Origin of the sequence: Enterobacter hormaechei subsp. hoffmannii, assembly GCF_001729745.1 — a bacterium.
In the GTDB taxonomy this organism is placed as follows: domain Bacteria; phylum Pseudomonadota; class Gammaproteobacteria; order Enterobacterales; family Enterobacteriaceae; genus Enterobacter; species Enterobacter intestinihominis.
Genome location: NZ_CP017186.1, coordinates 3144449 through 3162198, shown reverse-complemented (window position 1 = coordinate 3162198; position 17750 = coordinate 3144449). Strand labels below are relative to the sequence as shown.

The 17750-nt window shown below is 55.5% G+C and carries 19 protein-coding genes; 13 read left to right on the top strand and 6 right to left on the bottom strand.

What is annotated here, in order from left to right; all coding sequences use genetic code 11:
* Positions 1-66: 66 nt before the first annotated feature.
* The 10 genes from BFV65_RS14805 (at position 67) to pdxK (ending at position 8362) form a co-directional block, all read left to right on the top strand.
* Positions 67-492: a GNAT family acetyltransferase gene (locus BFV65_RS14805; RefSeq protein ID WP_003861292.1), complete on the top strand. Its 426-nt coding sequence runs from the start codon at positions 67-69 to the stop codon at positions 490-492.
* A complete protein-coding gene (locus BFV65_RS14800; protein ID WP_023306669.1) occupies positions 479-928 on the top strand; it encodes a DUF2919 domain-containing protein in 450 nt (149 codons plus the stop codon). The genes BFV65_RS14805 and BFV65_RS14800 overlap by 14 nt, the downstream gene beginning before the upstream one ends.
* Before the next feature lie 63 nt (positions 929-991).
* Positions 992-1567, top strand: a complete 576-nt coding sequence (locus BFV65_RS14795) for an RpoE-regulated lipoprotein (RefSeq protein ID WP_069596799.1) — start codon at positions 992-994, stop codon at positions 1565-1567.
* 92 nt (positions 1568-1659) lie between these two features.
* Positions 1660-2559 (top strand): Dyp-type peroxidase, encoded by a 900-nt coding sequence (locus BFV65_RS14790; protein ID WP_022648953.1) that lies wholly within the window; start codon positions 1660-1662, stop codon positions 2557-2559.
* A 176-nt stretch (positions 2560-2735) separates the two neighbouring features.
* Complete coding sequence (locus tag BFV65_RS14785) at positions 2736-3749, top strand: sulfate ABC transporter substrate-binding protein (protein WP_022648952.1); 1014 nt, start codon at positions 2736-2738, stop codon at positions 3747-3749.
* Positions 3749-4582, top strand: coding sequence for a sulfate/thiosulfate ABC transporter permease CysT (gene cysT / locus BFV65_RS14780; RefSeq protein ID WP_022648951.1), 834 nt, complete (start codon positions 3749-3751; stop codon positions 4580-4582). The genes BFV65_RS14785 and cysT overlap by 1 nt, the downstream gene beginning before the upstream one ends.
* Positions 4582-5457 carry a sulfate/thiosulfate ABC transporter permease CysW gene (gene cysW / locus BFV65_RS14775; RefSeq protein ID WP_003861305.1) on the top strand — a complete coding sequence of 292 codons (876 nt, stop codon included), beginning with the start codon at positions 4582-4584 and terminating at the stop codon, positions 5455-5457. The genes cysT and cysW overlap by 1 nt, the downstream gene beginning before the upstream one ends.
* Positions 5447-6541 (top strand): sulfate/thiosulfate ABC transporter ATP-binding protein CysA, encoded by a 1095-nt coding sequence (gene cysA, locus BFV65_RS14770; protein ID WP_069596798.1) that lies wholly within the window; start codon positions 5447-5449, stop codon positions 6539-6541. The genes cysW and cysA overlap by 11 nt, the downstream gene beginning before the upstream one ends.
* A 67-nt stretch (positions 6542-6608) precedes the next feature.
* Positions 6609-7520, top strand: coding sequence for a cysteine synthase CysM (gene cysM / locus BFV65_RS14765; RefSeq protein WP_048965750.1), 912 nt, complete (start codon positions 6609-6611; stop codon positions 7518-7520).
* Positions 7521-7525: 5 nt separating this feature from the next.
* Complete coding sequence (pdxK, locus tag BFV65_RS14760; RefSeq protein WP_022648947.1) at positions 7526-8362, top strand: pyridoxine/pyridoxal/pyridoxamine kinase; 837 nt, start codon at positions 7526-7528, stop codon at positions 8360-8362.
* Between the two features lie 44 nt (positions 8363-8406).
* On the opposite strand, the gene crr is transcribed toward pdxK, so the two are convergent.
* From crr to cysZ, 5 genes are all read right to left on the bottom strand, one after another.
* Positions 8407-8910 (bottom strand): PTS glucose transporter subunit IIA, encoded by a 504-nt coding sequence (crr, locus tag BFV65_RS14755; RefSeq protein WP_022648946.1) that lies wholly within the window; start codon positions 8908-8910, stop codon positions 8407-8409.
* A gap of 43 nt (positions 8911-8953) precedes the next feature.
* On the bottom strand, positions 8954-10681 hold the full coding sequence (gene ptsI / locus BFV65_RS14750) for a phosphoenolpyruvate-protein phosphotransferase PtsI (protein WP_022648945.1): 1728 nt from the start codon (positions 10679-10681) through the stop codon (positions 8954-8956).
* A 45-nt stretch (positions 10682-10726) separates the two neighbouring features.
* Positions 10727-10984, bottom strand: a complete 258-nt coding sequence (gene ptsH, locus BFV65_RS14745; RefSeq protein ID WP_000487600.1) for a phosphocarrier protein Hpr — start codon at positions 10982-10984, stop codon at positions 10727-10729.
* Between the two features lie 317 nt (positions 10985-11301).
* On the bottom strand, positions 11302-12273 hold the full coding sequence (cysK, locus tag BFV65_RS14740; RefSeq protein WP_006811453.1) for a cysteine synthase A: 972 nt from the start codon (positions 12271-12273) through the stop codon (positions 11302-11304).
* A 163-nt stretch (positions 12274-12436) separates the two neighbouring features.
* Positions 12437-13198, bottom strand: a complete 762-nt coding sequence (gene cysZ / locus BFV65_RS14735; protein ID WP_069596797.1) for a sulfate transporter CysZ — start codon at positions 13196-13198, stop codon at positions 12437-12439.
* Between the two features lie 229 nt (positions 13199-13427).
* Between cysZ and zipA the strand changes: the two genes are divergently transcribed.
* The 3 genes from zipA (at position 13428) to BFV65_RS14720 (ending at position 16724) form a co-directional block, all read left to right on the top strand.
* On the top strand, positions 13428-14423 hold the full coding sequence (gene zipA / locus BFV65_RS14730) for a cell division protein ZipA (protein ID WP_022648943.1): 996 nt from the start codon (positions 13428-13430) through the stop codon (positions 14421-14423).
* A 68-nt stretch (positions 14424-14491) separates the two neighbouring features.
* Complete coding sequence (ligA, locus tag BFV65_RS14725; protein WP_069596796.1) at positions 14492-16507, top strand: NAD-dependent DNA ligase LigA; 2016 nt, start codon at positions 14492-14494, stop codon at positions 16505-16507.
* Between the two features lies 1 nt (position 16508).
* Positions 16509-16724, top strand: a complete 216-nt coding sequence (locus BFV65_RS14720) for a DUF3820 family protein (protein WP_003861328.1) — start codon at positions 16509-16511, stop codon at positions 16722-16724.
* Here BFV65_RS14720 and BFV65_RS14715 read toward each other — a convergent pair.
* Positions 16721-17716, bottom strand: coding sequence for a bile acid:sodium symporter family protein (locus tag BFV65_RS14715; protein WP_022648941.1), 996 nt, complete (start codon positions 17714-17716; stop codon positions 16721-16723). The genes BFV65_RS14720 and BFV65_RS14715 overlap by 4 nt on opposite strands.
* Positions 17717-17750: the final 34 nt, after the last annotated feature.

Below are 17750 nucleotides of genomic sequence, written 5' to 3'. Positions count from 1 at the left end.
TTATTGGCTAAACGCCCTGTTCACGCCATAATCACTGTTTTTAAACCCGAAAAGGCGGTTAATACCATGGAGATACGCGTTTTTCGCCAGGAAGATTTCGAAGAGGTGATCACCCTTTGGGAGCGCTGCGATCTGCTGCGTCCGTGGAACGATCCGGAAATGGACATCGAACGGAAGGTGAATCACGACGTCAGTCTGTTTCTGGTCGCTGAGGTCAACGGCGAAGTGGTCGGGACGGTGATGGGTGGGTACGACGGCCACCGCGGCTCGGCCTACTATCTGGGCGTGCACCCGGAATACCGCGCGCGCGGCATCGCCAACGCGCTGCTTAACCGTCTGGAAAAGAAACTGATCGCCCGTGGCTGCCCGAAAATCCAGATTATGGTCCGGGAAGATAACGACGTGGTGCTGGGCATGTATGAACGTCTGGGCTACGAGCACGCGGATGTACTGACGCTGGGTAAGCGCCTGATCGAAGATGAAGAGTACTGAGTTCCACCCTGGCGACTACGACGTTCACGGTCGTCTGCGTCTGCCTTTTTTGTTCTGGTGCGTTCTGCTGTTGCAGGCCCGCACCTGGGTGCTGTTCGTGATGGCTGGCGCGTCGCGCGGGCAGGGCGATACGTTACTGAATCTCTTTTATCCCGATCACGATGCCTTCTGGCTGGGGTTACTGCCGGGCGTACCGGCGGTCCTGGCGTTTCTGTGCAGCGGACGGCGGCAAGCCATTCCGCGCTTCTGGCGCGCGCTTCGCTGGCTGTTGATCCTGGCGCAGTTTGTGCTTCTGGTCTGGCAACCCTTGCTCTGGCTGTACGGCGAGCCGCTTTCGGGTATCGGGATTGCACTGGTGGTGGCGGATATCGTCGCGCTGCTGTGGCTGGTCACGAATCCCCGTTTACGCGCCTGTTTTACGCAAGAGCCAGATTAAAACGGCACTTTTTGTCGATACTGCACTCCAACAAGCGTTGATTTACTACGTAAGGACGTCTCAATGAAATCGCTGCGTTTACTTTTATGCGCTCTCCCGCTGGCGTTAACCGGCTGTTCCACGCTCTCATCCATCAACTGGTCTGCGGCCTATCCGTGGAACTGGTTTGGATCCTCAATGGAAGTGACCGAGCAGGGCGTAGGCAAAATCACCGCCTCGACGGCGCTGGATCAGGATGCCATTCAGGATGCCATCGGCAGTGATTATCGCCTGCGCAGCGGCATGAAAACCGAGAACGGCAACATCGTGCGCTATTTCGAAGCGTTGAAAGATGACAAGGTGGCAATGGTCATCAACGGCGATAAAGGTACGGTCAACCGCATTGCGGTGATGGATGAAGAGATCCCGACCTCAGGTGGCGTGAAGGTGGGAACGCCGTTTGGCGAACTCTATCAGAAAGCGTTTGGCCACTGCACCAGTGTGCCATCGGAGGAGAGCGTGGCGGTCGAGTGTAAGGCCGACGGCAGCCAGCATATTAGCTATGTGTTCAGCGGCACCTGGAACGGTCCGGAAGGGTTAATGCCGTCTGACGACACCCTGAAAAAGTGGAAAGTGAGCAAAATTATCTGGCAGCAGTAATTTGCGCCTGAGCAAGCCGCCTCGCTGAAATCCGGGTATAATAGCCGCCATCAATGCCACGCTGTCGTGGCATCTTTATTTCAGGAGGAGCGATGTCTCAGGTTCAGAGTGGCATTTTGCCAGAACATTGCCGGGCGGCGATTTGGATTGAAGCCAACGTCAAAGGGGACGTGGATGCCCTGCGCGCGGCCAGCAAAGTTTTCGTTGATAAACTGGCCACCTTCCAAGCCAAATTCCCCGAAGCCCATCTGGGCGCGGTGGTTGCCTTTGGCAGCACCGTCTGGCGTCATCTGAGCGGCGGCGAAGGCGCAGAAGAGCTGAAAGACTTTATTCCTTATGGCAAAGGTCTTGCGCCCGCTACCCAGTATGACGTTCTGATCCATATCCTCTCCCTGCGTCACGACGTGAACTTTTCTGTCGCTCAGGCTGCGATTGAGGCCTTTGGTGACAGTATCGACGTGCAGGAAGAGATCCACGGTTTCCGCTGGGTGGAAGAGCGCGATTTGAGCGGCTTCGTCGACGGCACCGAAAACCCGGCCGGGGAAGAGACGCGTCGCGAGGTGGCTGTAATCAAGGATGGCGTGGACGCGGGCGGCAGCTATGTGTTCGTCCAGCGCTGGGAGCATAACCTCAGGCAGCTTAACCGCATGAGCGTGCATGACCAGGAGATGATGATTGGCCGTACCAAAGATGCCAATGAAGAGATTGACGGCGATGCGCGTCCGGTCACTTCCCACCTGTCCCGCGTTGACCTTAAAGAAGACGGTAAGGGGCTGAAGATTGTTCGCCAGAGCCTGCCGTACGGCACCGCGAGCGGTACGCACGGCCTGTACTTCTGCGCTTACTGCGCACGCCTCTACAACATCGAACAGCAGCTGCTGAGCATGTTTGGCGATACCGACGGTAAGCGTGACGCCATGCTGCGCTTCACCCGCCCGGTGACCGGCGGCTACTACTTTGCGCCGTCCGTTGAGCGCCTGCTGGCGTTGTAAATCGCTCTCCATTCTTAGGCCGGGTAAGCGTGAGCGCCACCCGGCAATTTCTCCCGCACCTCTTATTCCCTTTTCTGCTTCTAAATCACCAAACGGTATATAAAACCGTTACTCCTTTAGACTCCGTTATAAATATTATGACTATAAGATAGTCATCACATTTATAAGGGTGCGCAATGGCCGTTACTGTACTGAAAAAAGGATCGCTGGCACTGGCAGGTTTACTGCTGGTGGCGCAGGCGCAGGCAACCGAGTTGCTGAACAGTTCTTATGATGTTTCGCGCGAGCTGTTTGCCGCCCTTAATCCCGCATTTGAACAGCAGTGGGCGAAAGAGAACAACGGCGACAAGCTGACCATCAAGCAGTCGCACGCTGGCTCATCCAAGCAGGCGCTGGCCATTTTGCAGGGGCTGAAAGCGGACGTGGTGACCTACAACCAGGTCACGGACGTGCAGATCCTGCACGACAAAGGCAAACTGATCCCGGCGAACTGGCAAAGCCGCCTGCCGAACAACAGTTCGCCATTTTACTCCACCATGGGCTTCCTGGTGCGCAAGGGCAACCCGAAGAACATCCACGACTGGAACGACCTGGTGCGTTCAGACGTAAAGCTGATCTTCCCGAATCCGAAAACCTCCGGCAACGCACGTTACACCTATCTGGCGGCGTGGGGCGCGGCGGACAAAGCTGACGGTAACGATAAAGCGAAAACCGAACAGTTTATGACCCAGTTCCTGAAAAACGTCGAGGTGTTTGATACCGGCGGTCGTGGCGCAACCACCACCTTCGCCGAGCGCGGGCTGGGCGACGTACTGATCAGCTTTGAATCCGAAGTGAACAATATTCGTAAACAGTACGAAGCGCAGGGCTTCGAAGTGGTTATCCCGAAAACGAACATTCTGGCCGAGTTCCCGGTGGCGTGGGTGGATAAAAACGTTAAGGCTAACGGCACAGAAAAGGCGGCGAAAGCCTACCTGAACTATCTGTACAGCCCGCAGGCGCAAACCGTTATCACCGACTACTACTACCGTGTCAACAACCCGGACGTGATGAGCAAGCTGAAAGACAAATTCCCGCAGACCGAGCTGTTCCGCGTGGAAGATCATTTTGGCGCCTGGCCTGAGGTCATGAAAACGCATTTTGTCAGCGGCGGTGAGTTGGACAAACTGCTGGCAGCGGGGCGTAAGTAATGTTTGCAGTGTCCTCCAGACGTGTGCTGCCGGGCTTTACCTTAAGCCTCGGGACCAGCCTGCTGTTCGTCTGTCTGATTTTGTTATTACCGCTCAGCGCGCTGGTGATGCAGCTCGCTGAGATGAGCTGGTCCCAGTACTGGGAAGTGATTACTAACCCGCAGGTGGTGGCGGCCTACAAGGTCACCCTGCTGTCTGCGTTCGTGGCCTCGATTTTTAACGGCGTGTTTGGCCTGCTGATGGCGTGGATCTTAACCCGCTATCGCTTCCCGGGCCGCACCCTGCTCGACGCGCTGATGGATCTGCCGTTTGCCCTGCCGACGGCGGTTGCCGGTTTGACGCTGGCGTCGCTGTTTTCCGTGAACGGCTTTTACGGTGAGTGGCTGGCTAAGTTTGATATCAAAGTGACCTATACCTGGCTCGGTATCGCGGTGGCCATGGCCTTTACCAGCATCCCGTTTGTGGTACGTACCGTGCAGCCGGTGCTGGAAGAGTTAGGACCCGAATACGAAGAGGCCGCAGAAACGCTCGGCGCCACGCGCTGGCAGAGTTTTCGCAAGGTCGTGCTGCCGGAACTCTCTCCGGCGTTGCTGGCGGGTATCGCGCTCTCCTTTACCCGCAGCCTCGGTGAATTTGGCGCGGTCATTTTTATCGCCGGGAACATCGCGTGGAAAACCGAAGTAACCTCGCTGATGATTTTTGTCCGTTTGCAGGAGTTTGATTATCCGGCCGCGAGTGCGATTGCCTCGGTGATCCTTGCCGCGTCGCTGCTACTGCTGTTCTCGATTAACACTCTGCAAAGTCGCTTTGGTCGACGTGTGGTAGGTCACTGATGGCGGAAGTTACGCAATTGAAGCGCTATGACGCGCCCCGCATCAACTGGGGCAAATGGTTTCTGATTGGTACCGGCGTGCTGGTCTCCGCATTCATTCTCGTCGTGCCGATGGTGTACATCTTCGTTCAGGCCTTCAGCAAAGGGATTATGCCCGCGCTGCAAAACCTGGCCGATCCGGACATGCTCCACGCCATCTGGCTGACGGTCATGATTGCCCTGATCACCGTCCCGGTGAATCTGGTGTTTGGCGTATTGCTGGCCTGGCTGGTAACGCGCTTTAACTTCCCGGGGCGTCAGCTGCTGCTGACCCTGCTGGATATCCCGTTTGCGGTGTCACCGGTGGTGGCGGGTCTGGTTTATCTGCTCTTCTACGGTTCCAATGGCCCGCTGGGCGGCTGGCTGGATGAACACGACCTGCAGATCATGTTCGCCTGGCCGGGGATGGTGCTGGTGACCGTCTTTGTCACCTGTCCGTTCGTGGTACGCGAGCTGGTGCCGGTGATGCTCAGCCAGGGCAGCCATGAAGATGAAGCCGCGGTGCTGCTCGGCGCTTCCGGCTGGCAGATGTTCCGCCGCGTCACGCTGCCGAATATCCGCTGGGCACTGCTTTACGGCGTGGTGCTGACCAACGCCCGTGCGATCGGTGAGTTTGGTGCGGTGTCGGTGGTATCCGGCTCGATTCGCGGCGAAACCCTGTCGCTGCCGTTACAGATTGAATTACTGGAACAGGACTACAACACCGTCGGTTCCTTTACTGCCGCAGCGTTGCTGACGCTGATGGCGATTTTGACCCTGTTTTTGAAGAGTGTGGTGCAGTGGCGTTTAGAGAATCAGGAAAAACGTCAGCATCAGGAGGGAAATCATGAGCATTGAGATTGCCAATATTAAGAAGTCTTTTGGTCGCACCCAGGTGCTGAATGATATCTCGCTGGATATCCCTTCCGGACAAATGGTGGCGCTGCTGGGGCCGTCTGGCTCCGGTAAAACCACGCTGCTGCGTATTATCGCCGGGCTTGAGCACCAGACCAGCGGACATATCCGCTTCCACGGTACGGACGTAAGCCGTTTGCATGCCCGCGACCGTAAAGTGGGTTTTGTATTCCAGCACTACGCCCTGTTCCGCCACATGACGGTATTCGACAACATCGCGTTTGGTTTGACCGTACTGCCGCGTCGTGAGCGTCCGAATGCGGCCGCCATCAAAGCGAAAGTGACCAAACTGCTGGAGATGGTGCAGCTGGCTCATCTGGCGGACCGCTTCCCGGCACAGCTTTCTGGCGGGCAGAAACAGCGCGTGGCGCTGGCGCGTGCGTTAGCCGTGGAACCGCAAATCCTGCTGCTGGACGAACCGTTTGGCGCGCTGGATGCGCAGGTGCGTAAAGAGCTCCGCCGCTGGCTGCGTCAGCTTCATGAGGAACTCCAGTTCACCAGCGTTTTCGTGACCCACGATCAGGAAGAGGCGATGGAAGTAGCCGACCGCGTGGTGGTGATGAGTCAGGGCAACATTGAGCAGGTTGACGAGCCAGAGCAACTCTGGCGTGAACCGGCGACCCGCTTTGTGCTGGAGTTTATGGGGGAAGTAAACCGCCTTCAGGGTACTATTCGCGGCGGTCAGTTCCACGTTGGCGCGCACCGCTGGCCGCTGGGGTATACCTCCGCGCACCAGGGGCCGGTGGATCTGTTCCTGCGCCCGTGGGAAGTGGACGTCAGCCGCCGTACCAGCCTGGACTCACCGCTTCCGGTGCAGGTGCTGGAAGCTAGCCCTAAAGGTCACTACACCCAATTAGTGGTACAGCCCCTGGGCTGGTACACCGAGCCGCTGACCGTGGTTATGCGTGACGACGAGCCGCCGCACCGGGGGGAACGCCTGTTTGTGGGGATGCAACACGCGCGCATTTATCATGGCAACGAGCGCATCGAGACGCGCGAGGATATTGCTCTGGCGGAGTCAGCCTGATAGGTTATTGAGTATGTTTTTCGCCCGGTGGCGTGATGCTTACCGGGCTTTTTATTGAGTAAAAAACGTGAATACACTCGAACACACCATCGGCAACACCCCTCTGGTCAAACTTCAGCGCATGGGGTGTGACAACGGCAGCGAAATCTGGGTCAAACTTGAAGGCAATAACCCGGCGGGGTCGGTGAAAGACCGGGCGGCGCTGTCGATGATTGTTCAGGCCGAAAAGCGCGGCGAGATAAAGCCCGGCGATGTGCTGATCGAAGCCACCAGCGGTAACACCGGTATCGCACTGGCGATGATAGCCGCCCTGAAAGGCTATCGTATGAAGCTGCTGATGCCGGATAACATGAGCCAGGAGCGCCGTGCCGCCATGCGTGCCTACGGGGCCGAGCTGATTCTGGTGAGCAAAGAGCAGGGTATGGAAGGGGCGCGAGATTTAGCGTTAGCGATGGCGGAGCGCGGGGAAGGCAAGCTGCTCGACCAGTTTAATAACCCGGACAACCCGTACGCGCATTACACCTCCACCGGCCCGGAAATCTGGCAGCAAACCGGCGGGCGCATCACCCACTTTGTCTCCAGCATGGGGACCACGGGCACGATCACCGGTGTGTCACGTTTTCTGCGCGAGCAGGAGCAGCCGGTGACGATTGTCGGCCTCCAGCCGGAAGAGGGAAGCAGTATTCCGGGCATTCGCCGCTGGCCCGCGGAGTATATGCCGGGCATCTTTAATGCGCAGCTTGTGGACCAGGTGCTGGATATTCATCAGCGCGAGGCGGAAAATACCATGCGTGAGCTGGCCGTGCGTGAAGGCATCTTCTGCGGCGTCAGTTCGGGTGGCGCGGTAGCGGGGGCGATTCGGGTGGCTAAGGCAAACCCGGGTGCAGTAGTGGTAGCGATTATTTGCGATCGCGGCGATCGCTACCTGTCGACCGGCGTCTTTGGTGAAGAGAGTTATTCGCAGGGGGCGGGGATTTAAGCGTCATGGAGATGATTTTATTCCGGGATAACACCCGGGCGCAGCAAACCGATATTGTCGCCGTTCAGTCGCAGGTGGTGTACGGCAGTGTGGGAAACAGCATCGCGGTGCCAAATATTCGCACCCATCGACTGAACGTTACCGCCGTGCCGACGGTGCTGTTCAGCAATACGCCTCACTACGACACCTTCTACGGCGGGGTGATCCCGGACGAGTGGTTCAGCGGCTACCTGAAGGCGCTGGAAGAGCGCGAGATCCTGCGCGAGCTTAAAGCAGTCACTACCGGCTATATGGGCAGCGCCAGCCAGATCGTGCTGCTGGCGCAGTGGCTGAAGGCGATCAAAGTTCAACATCCCGATCTGCTGGTGCTGGTCGACCCGGTAATCGGAGACATCGACAGCGGGATGTACGTGAAGCCGGATATTCCTGAAGCCTATCGTGAGCACCTGCTCCCGCTGGCCCAGGGCATTACGCCCAACGTGTTTGAGCTGGAAGTGCTGAGCGGCAAACCGTGCCGTACGCCGGAGAGCGCCATTGCCGCCGCGCAGGGGCTGCTGTCTGACACGCTTAAATGGGTGGCGATCACCAGCGCGCCAGTGGCTGACGATCCGCAAAATATCCACGTCGTGCTGGTGAGCGAGGAGGGCGTTACCGTAAGCGCACACCCGCGCGTTGAGACGGACCTGAAAGGGACGGGGGATCTGTTCTGTTCGGAGCTGGTGAGCGGTATCGTCGGCGGTAAAACCGTGGCCGACGCCATTCGCATGGCGGGCGACAGGGTGACTGACGTGATGATCTATACGCAGTCGAAAGGCTACGACGAGCTTATTCTGCCTGCATAAACAAAAATGGCGCCCGAAGGCGCCATTTTACCGTGCGGCAAGAATTACTTCTTGATGCGGATAACCGGGGTTTCACCCACGGTAACGCTGCCAGACAGTTTGATCAGCTCTTTGATTTCGTCCATGTTGGAGATAACAACCGGAGTCAGGGTAGACTTCGCTTTTTCTTCCAGCAGTGGCAGATCGAATTCAATTACAGGGTCGCCAACTTTAACACGCTGGCCTTCTTCCGCGATACGTTTGAAGCCTTCGCCTTTCAGTTCAACGGTGTCGATACCGAAGTGAACGAACAGTTCGATACCGCTATCGGATTCGATAGAGAACGCATGGTTGGTTTCAAAAATCTTACCAATGGTACCGTCAACTGGAGCAACCATTTTGTTGCCAGTTGGTTTGATAGCAATGCCATCACCAACGATTTTCTCAGCAAACACTACATCCGGCACGTCTTCGATATTGACGATCTCGCCGGAGAGCGGAGCAACAATCTCAATAGTTCCGGAGTCGCTATTGCTTTTGTCACCGAACAGTTTACTAAATAAACCCATTAGACTTATCTCCTAAGCAGTAATTTGGGCCGCATCTCGTGGATTAGCAGATTGTTTTTTCTTCAATGAACTTGTTAACCAGCGTCATTAACTCGTCCGTTGTCGGTTGAGCAAGAGCCTGCTCTGCTAATACCTTCGCATCTTCGAAGTTCGTGTTACGGATAATCTTCTTGATGCGCGGGATGGAAATGGCGCTCATAGAGAATTCGTCCAGACCCATACCCAGCAACAGAAGTGTAGCACGTTCGTCGCCTGCAAGCTCACCACACATGCCAGTCCATTTACCTTCTGCATGAGAAGCATCAATAACTTGCTTGATCAAATTCAGTACAGACGGCGACATTGGCTGGTAGAGATGTGAAATCATATCATTACCACGGTCAACTGCCAGGGTGTACTGCGTTAAATCATTGGTACCGATACTAAAGAAATCAACTTCTTTGGCTAAATGACGTGCAATGGTCGCGGCTGCCGGTGTTTCCACCATCACGCCGATCTCGATTGACTCGTCAAATGCTTTACCTTCGTCACGCAGTTCCTGCTTGTAGATTTCAATCTCTTTCTTCAGTGCACGCACTTCTTCAACAGAGATGATCATCGGGAACATGATGCGCAGCTTACCGAAAGCGGATGCACGCAGGATAGCGCGAACCTGGTCACGCAGGATCTCTTTGCGATCCATGGCGATACGTACGGCACGCCAGCCCAGGAACGGGTTCTCTTCTTTCGGGAAGTTCATGTACGGCAGCTCTTTGTCGCCACCGATATCCATGGTGCGGACGATAACGGCCTGCGAGCCGCACGCTTCCGCAACCGCTTTGTACGCTGCAAACTGCTCTTCTTCCGTTGGCAGGGCGTCGCGGTCCATGAACAGGAATTCAGTACGATACAGACCTACACCTTCCGCACCGTTGCGCTCAGCGCCGTCAACGTCACGTACGGTACCGATGTTAGCGCACACTTCAACCTGATGGCCGTCCAGCGTGATGGCTGGCAGATCTTTCAGTTTAGCGAGTTCCGCTTTCTCGGTAGCAACCTGCTCCTGAACGGAACGCAGCTGCTCGATCACATCGTTAGTTGGGTTGACGTAAACCACGTTGTTTACGGCATCCAGAATCAGATAGTCGTCGTTTTTCACCTGCGAGGTGACGCTACCGGTACCCACGATGGCTGGCAGCTCCAGAGAACGCGCCATGATAGAGGTGTGGGAGGTACGTCCACCTGCATCAGTAATGAAACCCAGCACCTTGTTCAGGTTCAGCTGTGCGGTTTCAGACGGGGTCAGGTCAGCGGCAACCAGGATGACTTCGTCCTGAATCGCGCTCAGATCGATGATGGCCAGACCCAGGATGTTGCGCAGCAGGCGCTTACCGATGTCACGTACGTCAGCCGCACGCTCTTTCAGGTATTCATCGTCCAGCTCTTCCAGGGCAGTTGCCTGACCTTCGATAACTTCATGCGCAGCCGCGTCGGCCGTCATGCCTTTATCTTTAATCAGGGCTATGATTTCCTGCTCCAGCTCCTCATCTTCGAGCAGCATAATGTGCCCTTCGAAGATGGCTTCTTTTTCTTCACCGAAAGTTTCGCCAGCTTTAGTTTTAATCGCTTCCAGTTGCGCAGATGCCTTGGCACGACCGCTCAGAAAACGTTCAACTTCCTGATCAACCTTGTCGGCAGAAATTTTTTTCCGGTCAATGACGATTTCGTCTTCTTTCAGCAGCAATGCTTTGCCGAAAGCGATACCCGGGGATGCTAAAATGCCTGAAATCATAACCCTACCTTACTTGTGACTGATATTGAAAAGAACCCGGTAAACTTACTCGAGTTCAGCCATCAGCTTAACCAGATGCTCAACTGCTTTCTGCTCGTCTTCACCTTCAGCGGAGATGGTAACAACGGTACCCTGAGTCAGACCCAGAGTTTGCAGCTTGAACAGGCTTTTTGCGCTAGCGCTTTTGCCGTTGGAAGTCACAGTGATTTCAGAAGTGAAGCCTTTCGCTTCTTTAACAAACTGAGCAGCAGGGCGGGTGTGCAGACCGTTCGGAGCGGTAATGGTAACTTCTTGCTGGAACATTGTATTTCCCCAACTTATAGGTTTAGTGTTGTGGAACTAAAGTCTAGCCTGGCGACTTAACTTTAGCCTGTATAGTTAGCGCTGACGTTTCAATCGTCATTAAACATTATGCAGTGAAAGCAAGACTTGAACCAAATCATAAAATCGATTCAGCAGCGCTATTTCGTTCACCGATTAATTTCGCGCATCAAAATAATTGCTGGTTTAAATACCAGACCCAACGGGGTGAAGCAATGCCAGGAGGGGTAAAACTTTGAAGCAGGCCACAAAAAAGCACCTGAAAAGGTGCTTTTTTACGCGTTTTTAACATGCTGGCATCACTGTTGCAGTTCTTTCTCTGTGAACAGATCGGCAAACAGTGCTGTGCTTAAGTAACGCTCACCCGAAGACGGTAGGATAACCACAATATTCTTGTTGGTAAAGGTTTCGTCTTCCAGCAGTTTGAGAGCTGCAGCAACCGCCGCACCGGAAGAGATACCCGCCAGAATGCCTTCCTCGTCCATCAGGCGACGCGCCGTGGAGATGGCTTCTTCATTGGTGATGGCGACCACTTTATCGATCAGCTTCAGATCGAGGTTGCCTGGAATAAAGCCAGCGCCGATACCCTGGATTTTGTGCGGACCTGGTTTGATCTCTTCGCCTGCCAGCGCCTGAGCGATAACCGGAGAGTCGGTTGGCTCAACGGCAACGGTAATCAGATCTTTTTTACCTTTCGTGCCTTTAATATAGCGAGACACCCCGGTCAGCGTACCGCCGGTGCCTACGCCGGAGATAAACACATCAACCTGACCGTCGGTATCTTCCCAGATTTCCGGGCCGGTGGTTTTCTCATGAATTTCCGGGTTGGCCGGGTTGCTGAACTGCTGGAGCAGCAGATACTTTGCAGGATCGCTGGCGACGATTTCTTCGGCCTTCTGAATCGCGCCCTTCATGCCTTTCGCGCCTTCCGTGAGGACCAGATTCGCACCCAACGCTTTCAGCAGCTTACGGCGCTCAATACTCATGGTTTCAGGCATAGTCAGCGTCAGCTTATAGCCGCGCGCCGCCGCAACATAGGCCAGGGCGATACCGGTATTGCCGCTGGTGGGTTCAACCAGCTCAACGCCAGGTTTCAGCACGCCACGCTTTTCAGCATCCCAAATCATATTCGCACCGATACGGCATTTAACGCTGAAGCTTGGGTTACGAGATTCCACCTTCGCCAGAATGCGTCCATTACCGATACGGTTCAGTCGAACCAGGGGCGTATGACCGATAGTCAGCGAGTTGTCTTCATAAATCTTACTCATGGCCTGTCCTTAACTGTATGAAATTGGGATACCGACCCAGCATACCTGTTGAACAGGTATGGGGAAGTAAGGAAATCGCATATCTATATGCTGCAAGGAAATAATGGGGATCAGTATGGAATAAGGGGCGGCATAAGCCACCCCTCTTTTACACATTTTTGCATTACTTCCATAACGCGTGCTTAGCACGGTAGCAGTCCACCCACATCGCCGTCGCGCCGCAAACGGCAACGGGCATGATGAACAGATTCAGGAAAGGGATCATGGTGAACAGGCTGGTAAGGGCACCAAACTGCATATTGGCAACCTTCTGAGTGCGCAGGGCAGTGCGCATCTCTTTAAACGGCACTTTGTGGTTATCGAACGGATAATCACAGTACTGGATAGCAAGCATCCAGGCGCTGAACAGGAACCACAGCACGGGTGCGACCGTCTGGCCGATCCCGGGTACAAAATAAAGGATGAGCAGCACAATCGCCCGCGGCAGGTACCACGCAAACTTCTGCCATTCGCGCTTCATGATGCGGGGGACATCTTTTACGATCCCCAGTACGCCCGTGTCAGGCGGCGCCGCACCGGTCAGGCGCGCTTCCAGCTGTTCGGCCAGCAGACCGTTGAACGGCGCGGCTATCCAGTTAGCTATCGTCGAAAAGAAATAGCCGAAAACCAGCAGCACGGAGATAACCGCAATCGGCCAGAGCAGGTAGTCCAACCACTGTAACCAGTCCGGCACATAGCGCATCAGGGAAGGGATCCAGCTTTCCAGTCTGGTGAACAGCCACCAGAACGCGCCCCCCATCAGAATAATGTTGATCAGTAACGGCAAAACAACGAAGCGTCGAATGCCCGGCAGGGAGACCAGTTTCCAGCCCTGAGAAAAGTACCAGACCCCGCTACGTGGGGCAGAAGAAGATGTTGAAACCATACCAGGCTGTACTCCTTTTTACACAACCAGTGGAATTGCCCGCCTATATTATCCAGTTACGGGCCAATGACCAGTTCGGAAATGTTCGAAAAACCAGCAAAAAGCACGATTTAGTTCATCTTTATGCTGTGAATGCTCTGCATACACTTGCACTTGACGTAAACGGCAAATACTCTTAGTGAGTAAATGTTTGCCGTGGTGGCAAGGTGTTAGAACAACAGAGAATATAATGATGCAGGATTTGCGTCTGATATTAATCATTGTTGGCGCGATCGCCATAATCGCTTTACTGGTACATGGTTTCTGGACCAGCCGTAAAGAGCGTTCCTCTATGTTTCGCGATCGTCCACTGAAGCGCATGAAGTCCAGTCGCGAAGACGATGACGTTGAAGACGACATCGACGGTCTTGACGACGACGGCGTGGGTGAAGTTCGTGTTCATCGGGTCAATACTGCGCCCGGCGCAGCGCATGGAGAGCATGAAGCTCCCCGCGCTCCGCAGCACCAGTATCAACCACCGTATGCCTCTGCCCAGCCGCGCCAGCCAGCGCCGCCGCCAGTGGAAGAACCTGTTCGTCATCCGTCGCAGCAGCCTGTGCAACAGCAGCCCGTTGCGCCACAGCCGGTACAGCAGCAACCTGTGCAACAGCCTGCACAGCCAGTGCATCAGCCACAGCCAGTGCAACAGCCGCAGCCGGTAGAACAACCGCAGCCTGAATCTGCACCGCCTGCGCCACAGCCCGCTCCGCGCGTTGAGCCAGAGCCTGTTGTTGAGCCAGAACCGGTTGTTGAAAAGCCGCAGCGTAAAGAAGCGGTAATCATCATGAATGTGGCTGCTCATCATGGCACCCATCTGAACGGTGACGTGCTGCTCAACAGCATCCAACAGGCAGGCTTCAAGTTCGGCGACATGAATATTTTCCATCGCCACCTGAGTCCTGACGGCAGCGGTCCGGCGCTGTTCAGCCTGGCCAATATGGTCAATCCAGGCACGTTTGACCCGGAAATGACCGGTGATTTCGTCACGCCTGGGGTTACGATCTTTATGCAGGTGCCGTCCTACGGTGACGAGCTGCAAAACTTTAAGCTGATGCTACAGTCCGCTCAGCACATCGCCGACGAAGTGGGCGGTGTTGTGCTCGACGATCAGCGTCGTATGATGACGCCGCAGAAACTGCGCGAATATCAGGACCGCATCCGCGAAGTTAAGGAAGCTAACGCGTAATCGTCGCGTTTACTTCAACTCCTCCTCAACCCCCGCCTGTCGGGGGTTTTTCTCATTGATGGTGCGATATGGACTCAATCGAACAACAACTTACTGAACTGCGAACCACGCTTCGCCATCATGAATATCTCTATCATGTTATGGACGCACCGGAAGTGCCGGATGCGGAATATGACCGCCTGATGCGTGAACTGCGCGATCTGGAAGCGCAGCACCCCGAACTGATTACGCCCGATTCCCCAACGCAGCGCGTCGGCGCGGAACCGCTGGGTGCTTTCAGCCAGGTGCGCCACGAAGTGCCGATGCTGTCGCTGGATAACGTGTTTGATGAAGAGAGTTTTCTGGCTTTCAACAAGCGCGTGCAGGATCGCCTGAAGAGCGTCGACAATCTGAGCTGGTGCTGCGAGCTAAAACTGGATGGTCTGGCCGTCAGCATTCTTTATGAGAACGGCGTGATGGTACGTGCCGCAACGCGCGGCGACGGCACCACCGGGGAAGACATCACCACCAATGTGCGCACCATTCGTGCGATCCCGCTGAAGCTGCGTGGCGATAACATTCCTGCGCGGCTGGAAGTGCGCGGGGAAGTTTTCCTTCCGCAGGCGGGCTTTGAGAAGATCAATGAAGAAGCGCGTCGTACCGGGGGTAAAGTGTTTGCAAACCCGCGTAACGCGGCGGCAGGTTCGCTGCGCCAGCTCGATCCGCGTATCACCGCGAAGCGACCGCTTACTTTCTTCTGCTACGGAGTCGGGATCCTGGAAGGCGGTGACCTGCCGGATACCCACCTGGGTCGTTTAATGCAGTTCAAAGAGTGGGGTTTGCCGGTAAGCAACCGCGTGCAGCTTTGCGACTCTCCAGAGGCGGTGCTGGCGTTCTATCACAAGGTTGAAGAAGATCGTCCCACGCTTGGGTTTGATATTGACGGCGTAGTGATCAAGGTTAACTCCCTGGCATTGCAGGAACAGTTGGGTTTTGTTGCCCGGGCGCCACGCTGGGCAGTGGCCTTTAAGTTCCCGGCGCAGGAGCAGATGACCTTCGTTCGCGACGTGGAATTTCAGGTAGGACGTACGGGTGCGATTACGCCTGTGGCGCGTCTGGAGCCTGTGCAGGTGGCTGGCGTGCTGGTCAGTAACGCTACGCTGCATAACGCCGATGAAATTGCCCGTCTGGGGCTGCGAATTGGTGACAAAGTGGTGATTCGCCGCGCGGGCGATGTGATCCCGCAGGTGGTTAACGTAGTGGAATCAGAACGTCCTGCCGATACCCGTGCCATCGAGTTTCCTACCCATTGTCCGGTATGTGGTTCGGACGTTGAGCGCGTGGAAGGTGAAGCGGTAACGCGCTGTACGGGCGGGTTAATCTGCGGCGCGCAGCGTAAAGAGTCCCTGAAGCACTTTGTCTCCCGCCGGGCGATGGACGTCGACGGAATGGGTGACAAGATCATCGACCAGTTAGTTGAGAAAGAGTATGTCCATACGCCAGCGGACCTCTTTACCCTGACGGCAGGTAAGCTGACCGGTCTTGATCGTATGGGGCCGAAATCTGCCCAGAACGTGGTCAATGCGCTTGAGGCGGCCAAAAATACTACCTTTGCCCGTTTCCTTTACGCGCTCGGCATTCGTGAAGTCGGAGAGGCGACGGCGGCAGGGCTGGCGGCGTATTTCGGCACGCTGGAGGCTCTTGAGAAAGCCACCATCGACGAACTACAGAAAGTCCCTGACGTTGGTATAGTGGTCGCTACCCACGTCTTCAACTTCTTCGCCGAAGAGAGCAACCGTGAAGTGATCGGTAAATTACTGGAACAGGGCATTCACTGGCCCGCACCGGTAGTGGTTAATGCAGAAGAGATCGACAGCCCGTTTGCCGGTAAAACGGTGGTGCTGACCGGCAGTCTGAGCCAGCTCTCGCGTGATGACGCGAAAGCGCGCCTGGTGGCGCTTGGGGCAAAAGTGGCGGGAAGCGTGTCAAAGAAAACCGACCTGGTGATCGCCGGGGAAGCGGCCGGTTCGAAGCTGGCAAAAGCGCAGGAGCTCGGCATCGAGGTGATCGATGAAGCGGAAATGATGCGCCTTTTAGGAGAGTGATGTGGAAAAAGAGCAGCTCGTTGAGATCGCCAATACGGAGATGCCGTTCGGTAAATATAAGGGCCGCAGGCTGATTGATTTACCGGAAGAATATCTGCTGTGGTTTGCCCGTAAGGATGAGTTTCCTGCCGGGCGTCTTGGCGAGCTGATGGCTATCACATTACTGATCAAAACAGAGGGGCTGACCCAGCTGGTGCAGCCCCTGAAACGTCCTTAAACTTTCGCGGCGCGGGTCTCTTCCTGCGCCAGCTTTTCAGTCTGTGCCTTGTAACGCCGCGCCAGTACCGCACACACCATCAGCTGGATCTGATGGAAAATCATCAGCGGCAGTACCATCATCCCAATGACCGACGTCGGGAACAGAATATTGGCCATCGGGATCCCGTTGGCCAGGCTCTTTTTCGATCCACAGAATACGATGGTGATTTCATCGGCCTTATTGAAGCCGCATTTGCGGGCCACAAAGACGTTAACCGCGATCACAATGGTCAGCAGAACAATGCTTACCACCACAATAAACAGCAGCGATCCTGCGCCCACCCTGTGCCAGATGCCGTTCACCACGGCTTCGCTGAAGGCCGTGTAAACCACCAGCAGAATGGAGCTTTGGTCCGTTTTCCCGATCCATTTTTTGTGTTTCGCCACAAACGCCCCAATCCAGGGGCGGGATAAGTGTCCGAGCACAAACGGCAGTAGCAGTTGCAGACAAATTTTACCCACCTGCTCCAGATTACCTTCTGCACCGTGCATGTTCATCAGCAGACCGACCAGCAGCGGTGAAACAAAGATCCCGAGCAGGCTGGAAGCCGAAGCAGAACAGACCGCCGCCGCGACGTTGCCGCCAGCCAGCGAGGTAAAGGCAATAGCAGACTGCACGGTGGCCGGCAAAATGCACAGATAAAGGAAACCGGTATAGAGCGCCGGATCGACATTCACCGGCGCCCACCAGGCAAACAGCACGCCCAGAACAGGGAAGAGGATAAAGGTGCTGCACATTACCCAGAGGTGCAGTCGCCAGTGGCTACCGCCTGCAATAATGGCTTCCCGGGAGAGTTTGGCGCCATGCATAAAGAACAACAGGGCAATGGCTGCCGTGGTCAGCCCTTCAATGACCGGAACGAAACCGCCCCGCGCCGGGAAGAACGAGGCCAGCAAGACGACACCAATCAGGGTCAGCGTAAACGGATCAAGGATACGAAAAAGTTTCATAATCACTCCTGAAAACAGATGCCGCTATTGTGCT

Excerpts from the sequence above, each read along its gene's own strand:
- BFV65_RS14805 (WP_003861292.1), top strand. The coding sequence starts at position 67 with ATGGAGATACGCGTTTTTCGCCAGGAAGATTTCGAAGAGGTGATCACC.
- BFV65_RS14800 (WP_023306669.1), top strand. The coding sequence starts at position 479 with ATGAAGAGTACTGAGTTCCACCCTGGCGACTACGACGTTCACGGTCGT.
- BFV65_RS14795 (WP_069596799.1), top strand. The coding sequence starts at position 992 with ATGAAATCGCTGCGTTTACTTTTATGCGCTCTCCCGCTGGCGTTAACC.
- BFV65_RS14790 (WP_022648953.1), top strand. The coding sequence starts at position 1,660 with ATGTCTCAGGTTCAGAGTGGCATTTTGCCAGAACATTGCCGGGCGGCG.
- BFV65_RS14785 (WP_022648952.1), top strand. The coding sequence starts at position 2,736 with ATGGCCGTTACTGTACTGAAAAAAGGATCGCTGGCACTGGCAGGTTTA.
- cysT (WP_022648951.1), top strand. The coding sequence starts at position 3,749 with ATGTTTGCAGTGTCCTCCAGACGTGTGCTGCCGGGCTTTACCTTAAGC.
- cysW (WP_003861305.1), top strand. The coding sequence starts at position 4,582 with ATGGCGGAAGTTACGCAATTGAAGCGCTATGACGCGCCCCGCATCAAC.
- cysA (WP_069596798.1), top strand. The coding sequence starts at position 5,447 with ATGAGCATTGAGATTGCCAATATTAAGAAGTCTTTTGGTCGCACCCAG.
- pdxK (WP_022648947.1), top strand. The coding sequence starts at position 7,526 with ATGGAGATGATTTTATTCCGGGATAACACCCGGGCGCAGCAAACCGAT.
- crr (WP_022648946.1), bottom strand. The coding sequence starts at position 8,910 with ATGGGTTTATTTAGTAAACTGTTCGGTGACAAAAGCAATAGCGACTCC.
- ptsI (WP_022648945.1), bottom strand. The coding sequence starts at position 10,681 with ATGATTTCAGGCATTTTAGCATCCCCGGGTATCGCTTTCGGCAAAGCA.
- ptsH (WP_000487600.1), bottom strand. The coding sequence starts at position 10,984 with ATGTTCCAGCAAGAAGTTACCATTACCGCTCCGAACGGTCTGCACACC.
- cysK (WP_006811453.1), bottom strand. The coding sequence starts at position 12,273 with ATGAGTAAGATTTATGAAGACAACTCGCTGACTATCGGTCATACGCCC.
- cysZ (WP_069596797.1), bottom strand. The coding sequence starts at position 13,198 with ATGGTTTCAACATCTTCTTCTGCCCCACGTAGCGGGGTCTGGTACTTT.
- zipA (WP_022648943.1), top strand. The coding sequence starts at position 13,428 with ATGATGCAGGATTTGCGTCTGATATTAATCATTGTTGGCGCGATCGCC.
- ligA (WP_069596796.1), top strand. The coding sequence starts at position 14,492 with ATGGACTCAATCGAACAACAACTTACTGAACTGCGAACCACGCTTCGC.
- BFV65_RS14715 (WP_022648941.1), bottom strand. The coding sequence starts at position 17,716 with ATGAAACTTTTTCGTATCCTTGATCCGTTTACGCTGACCCTGATTGGT.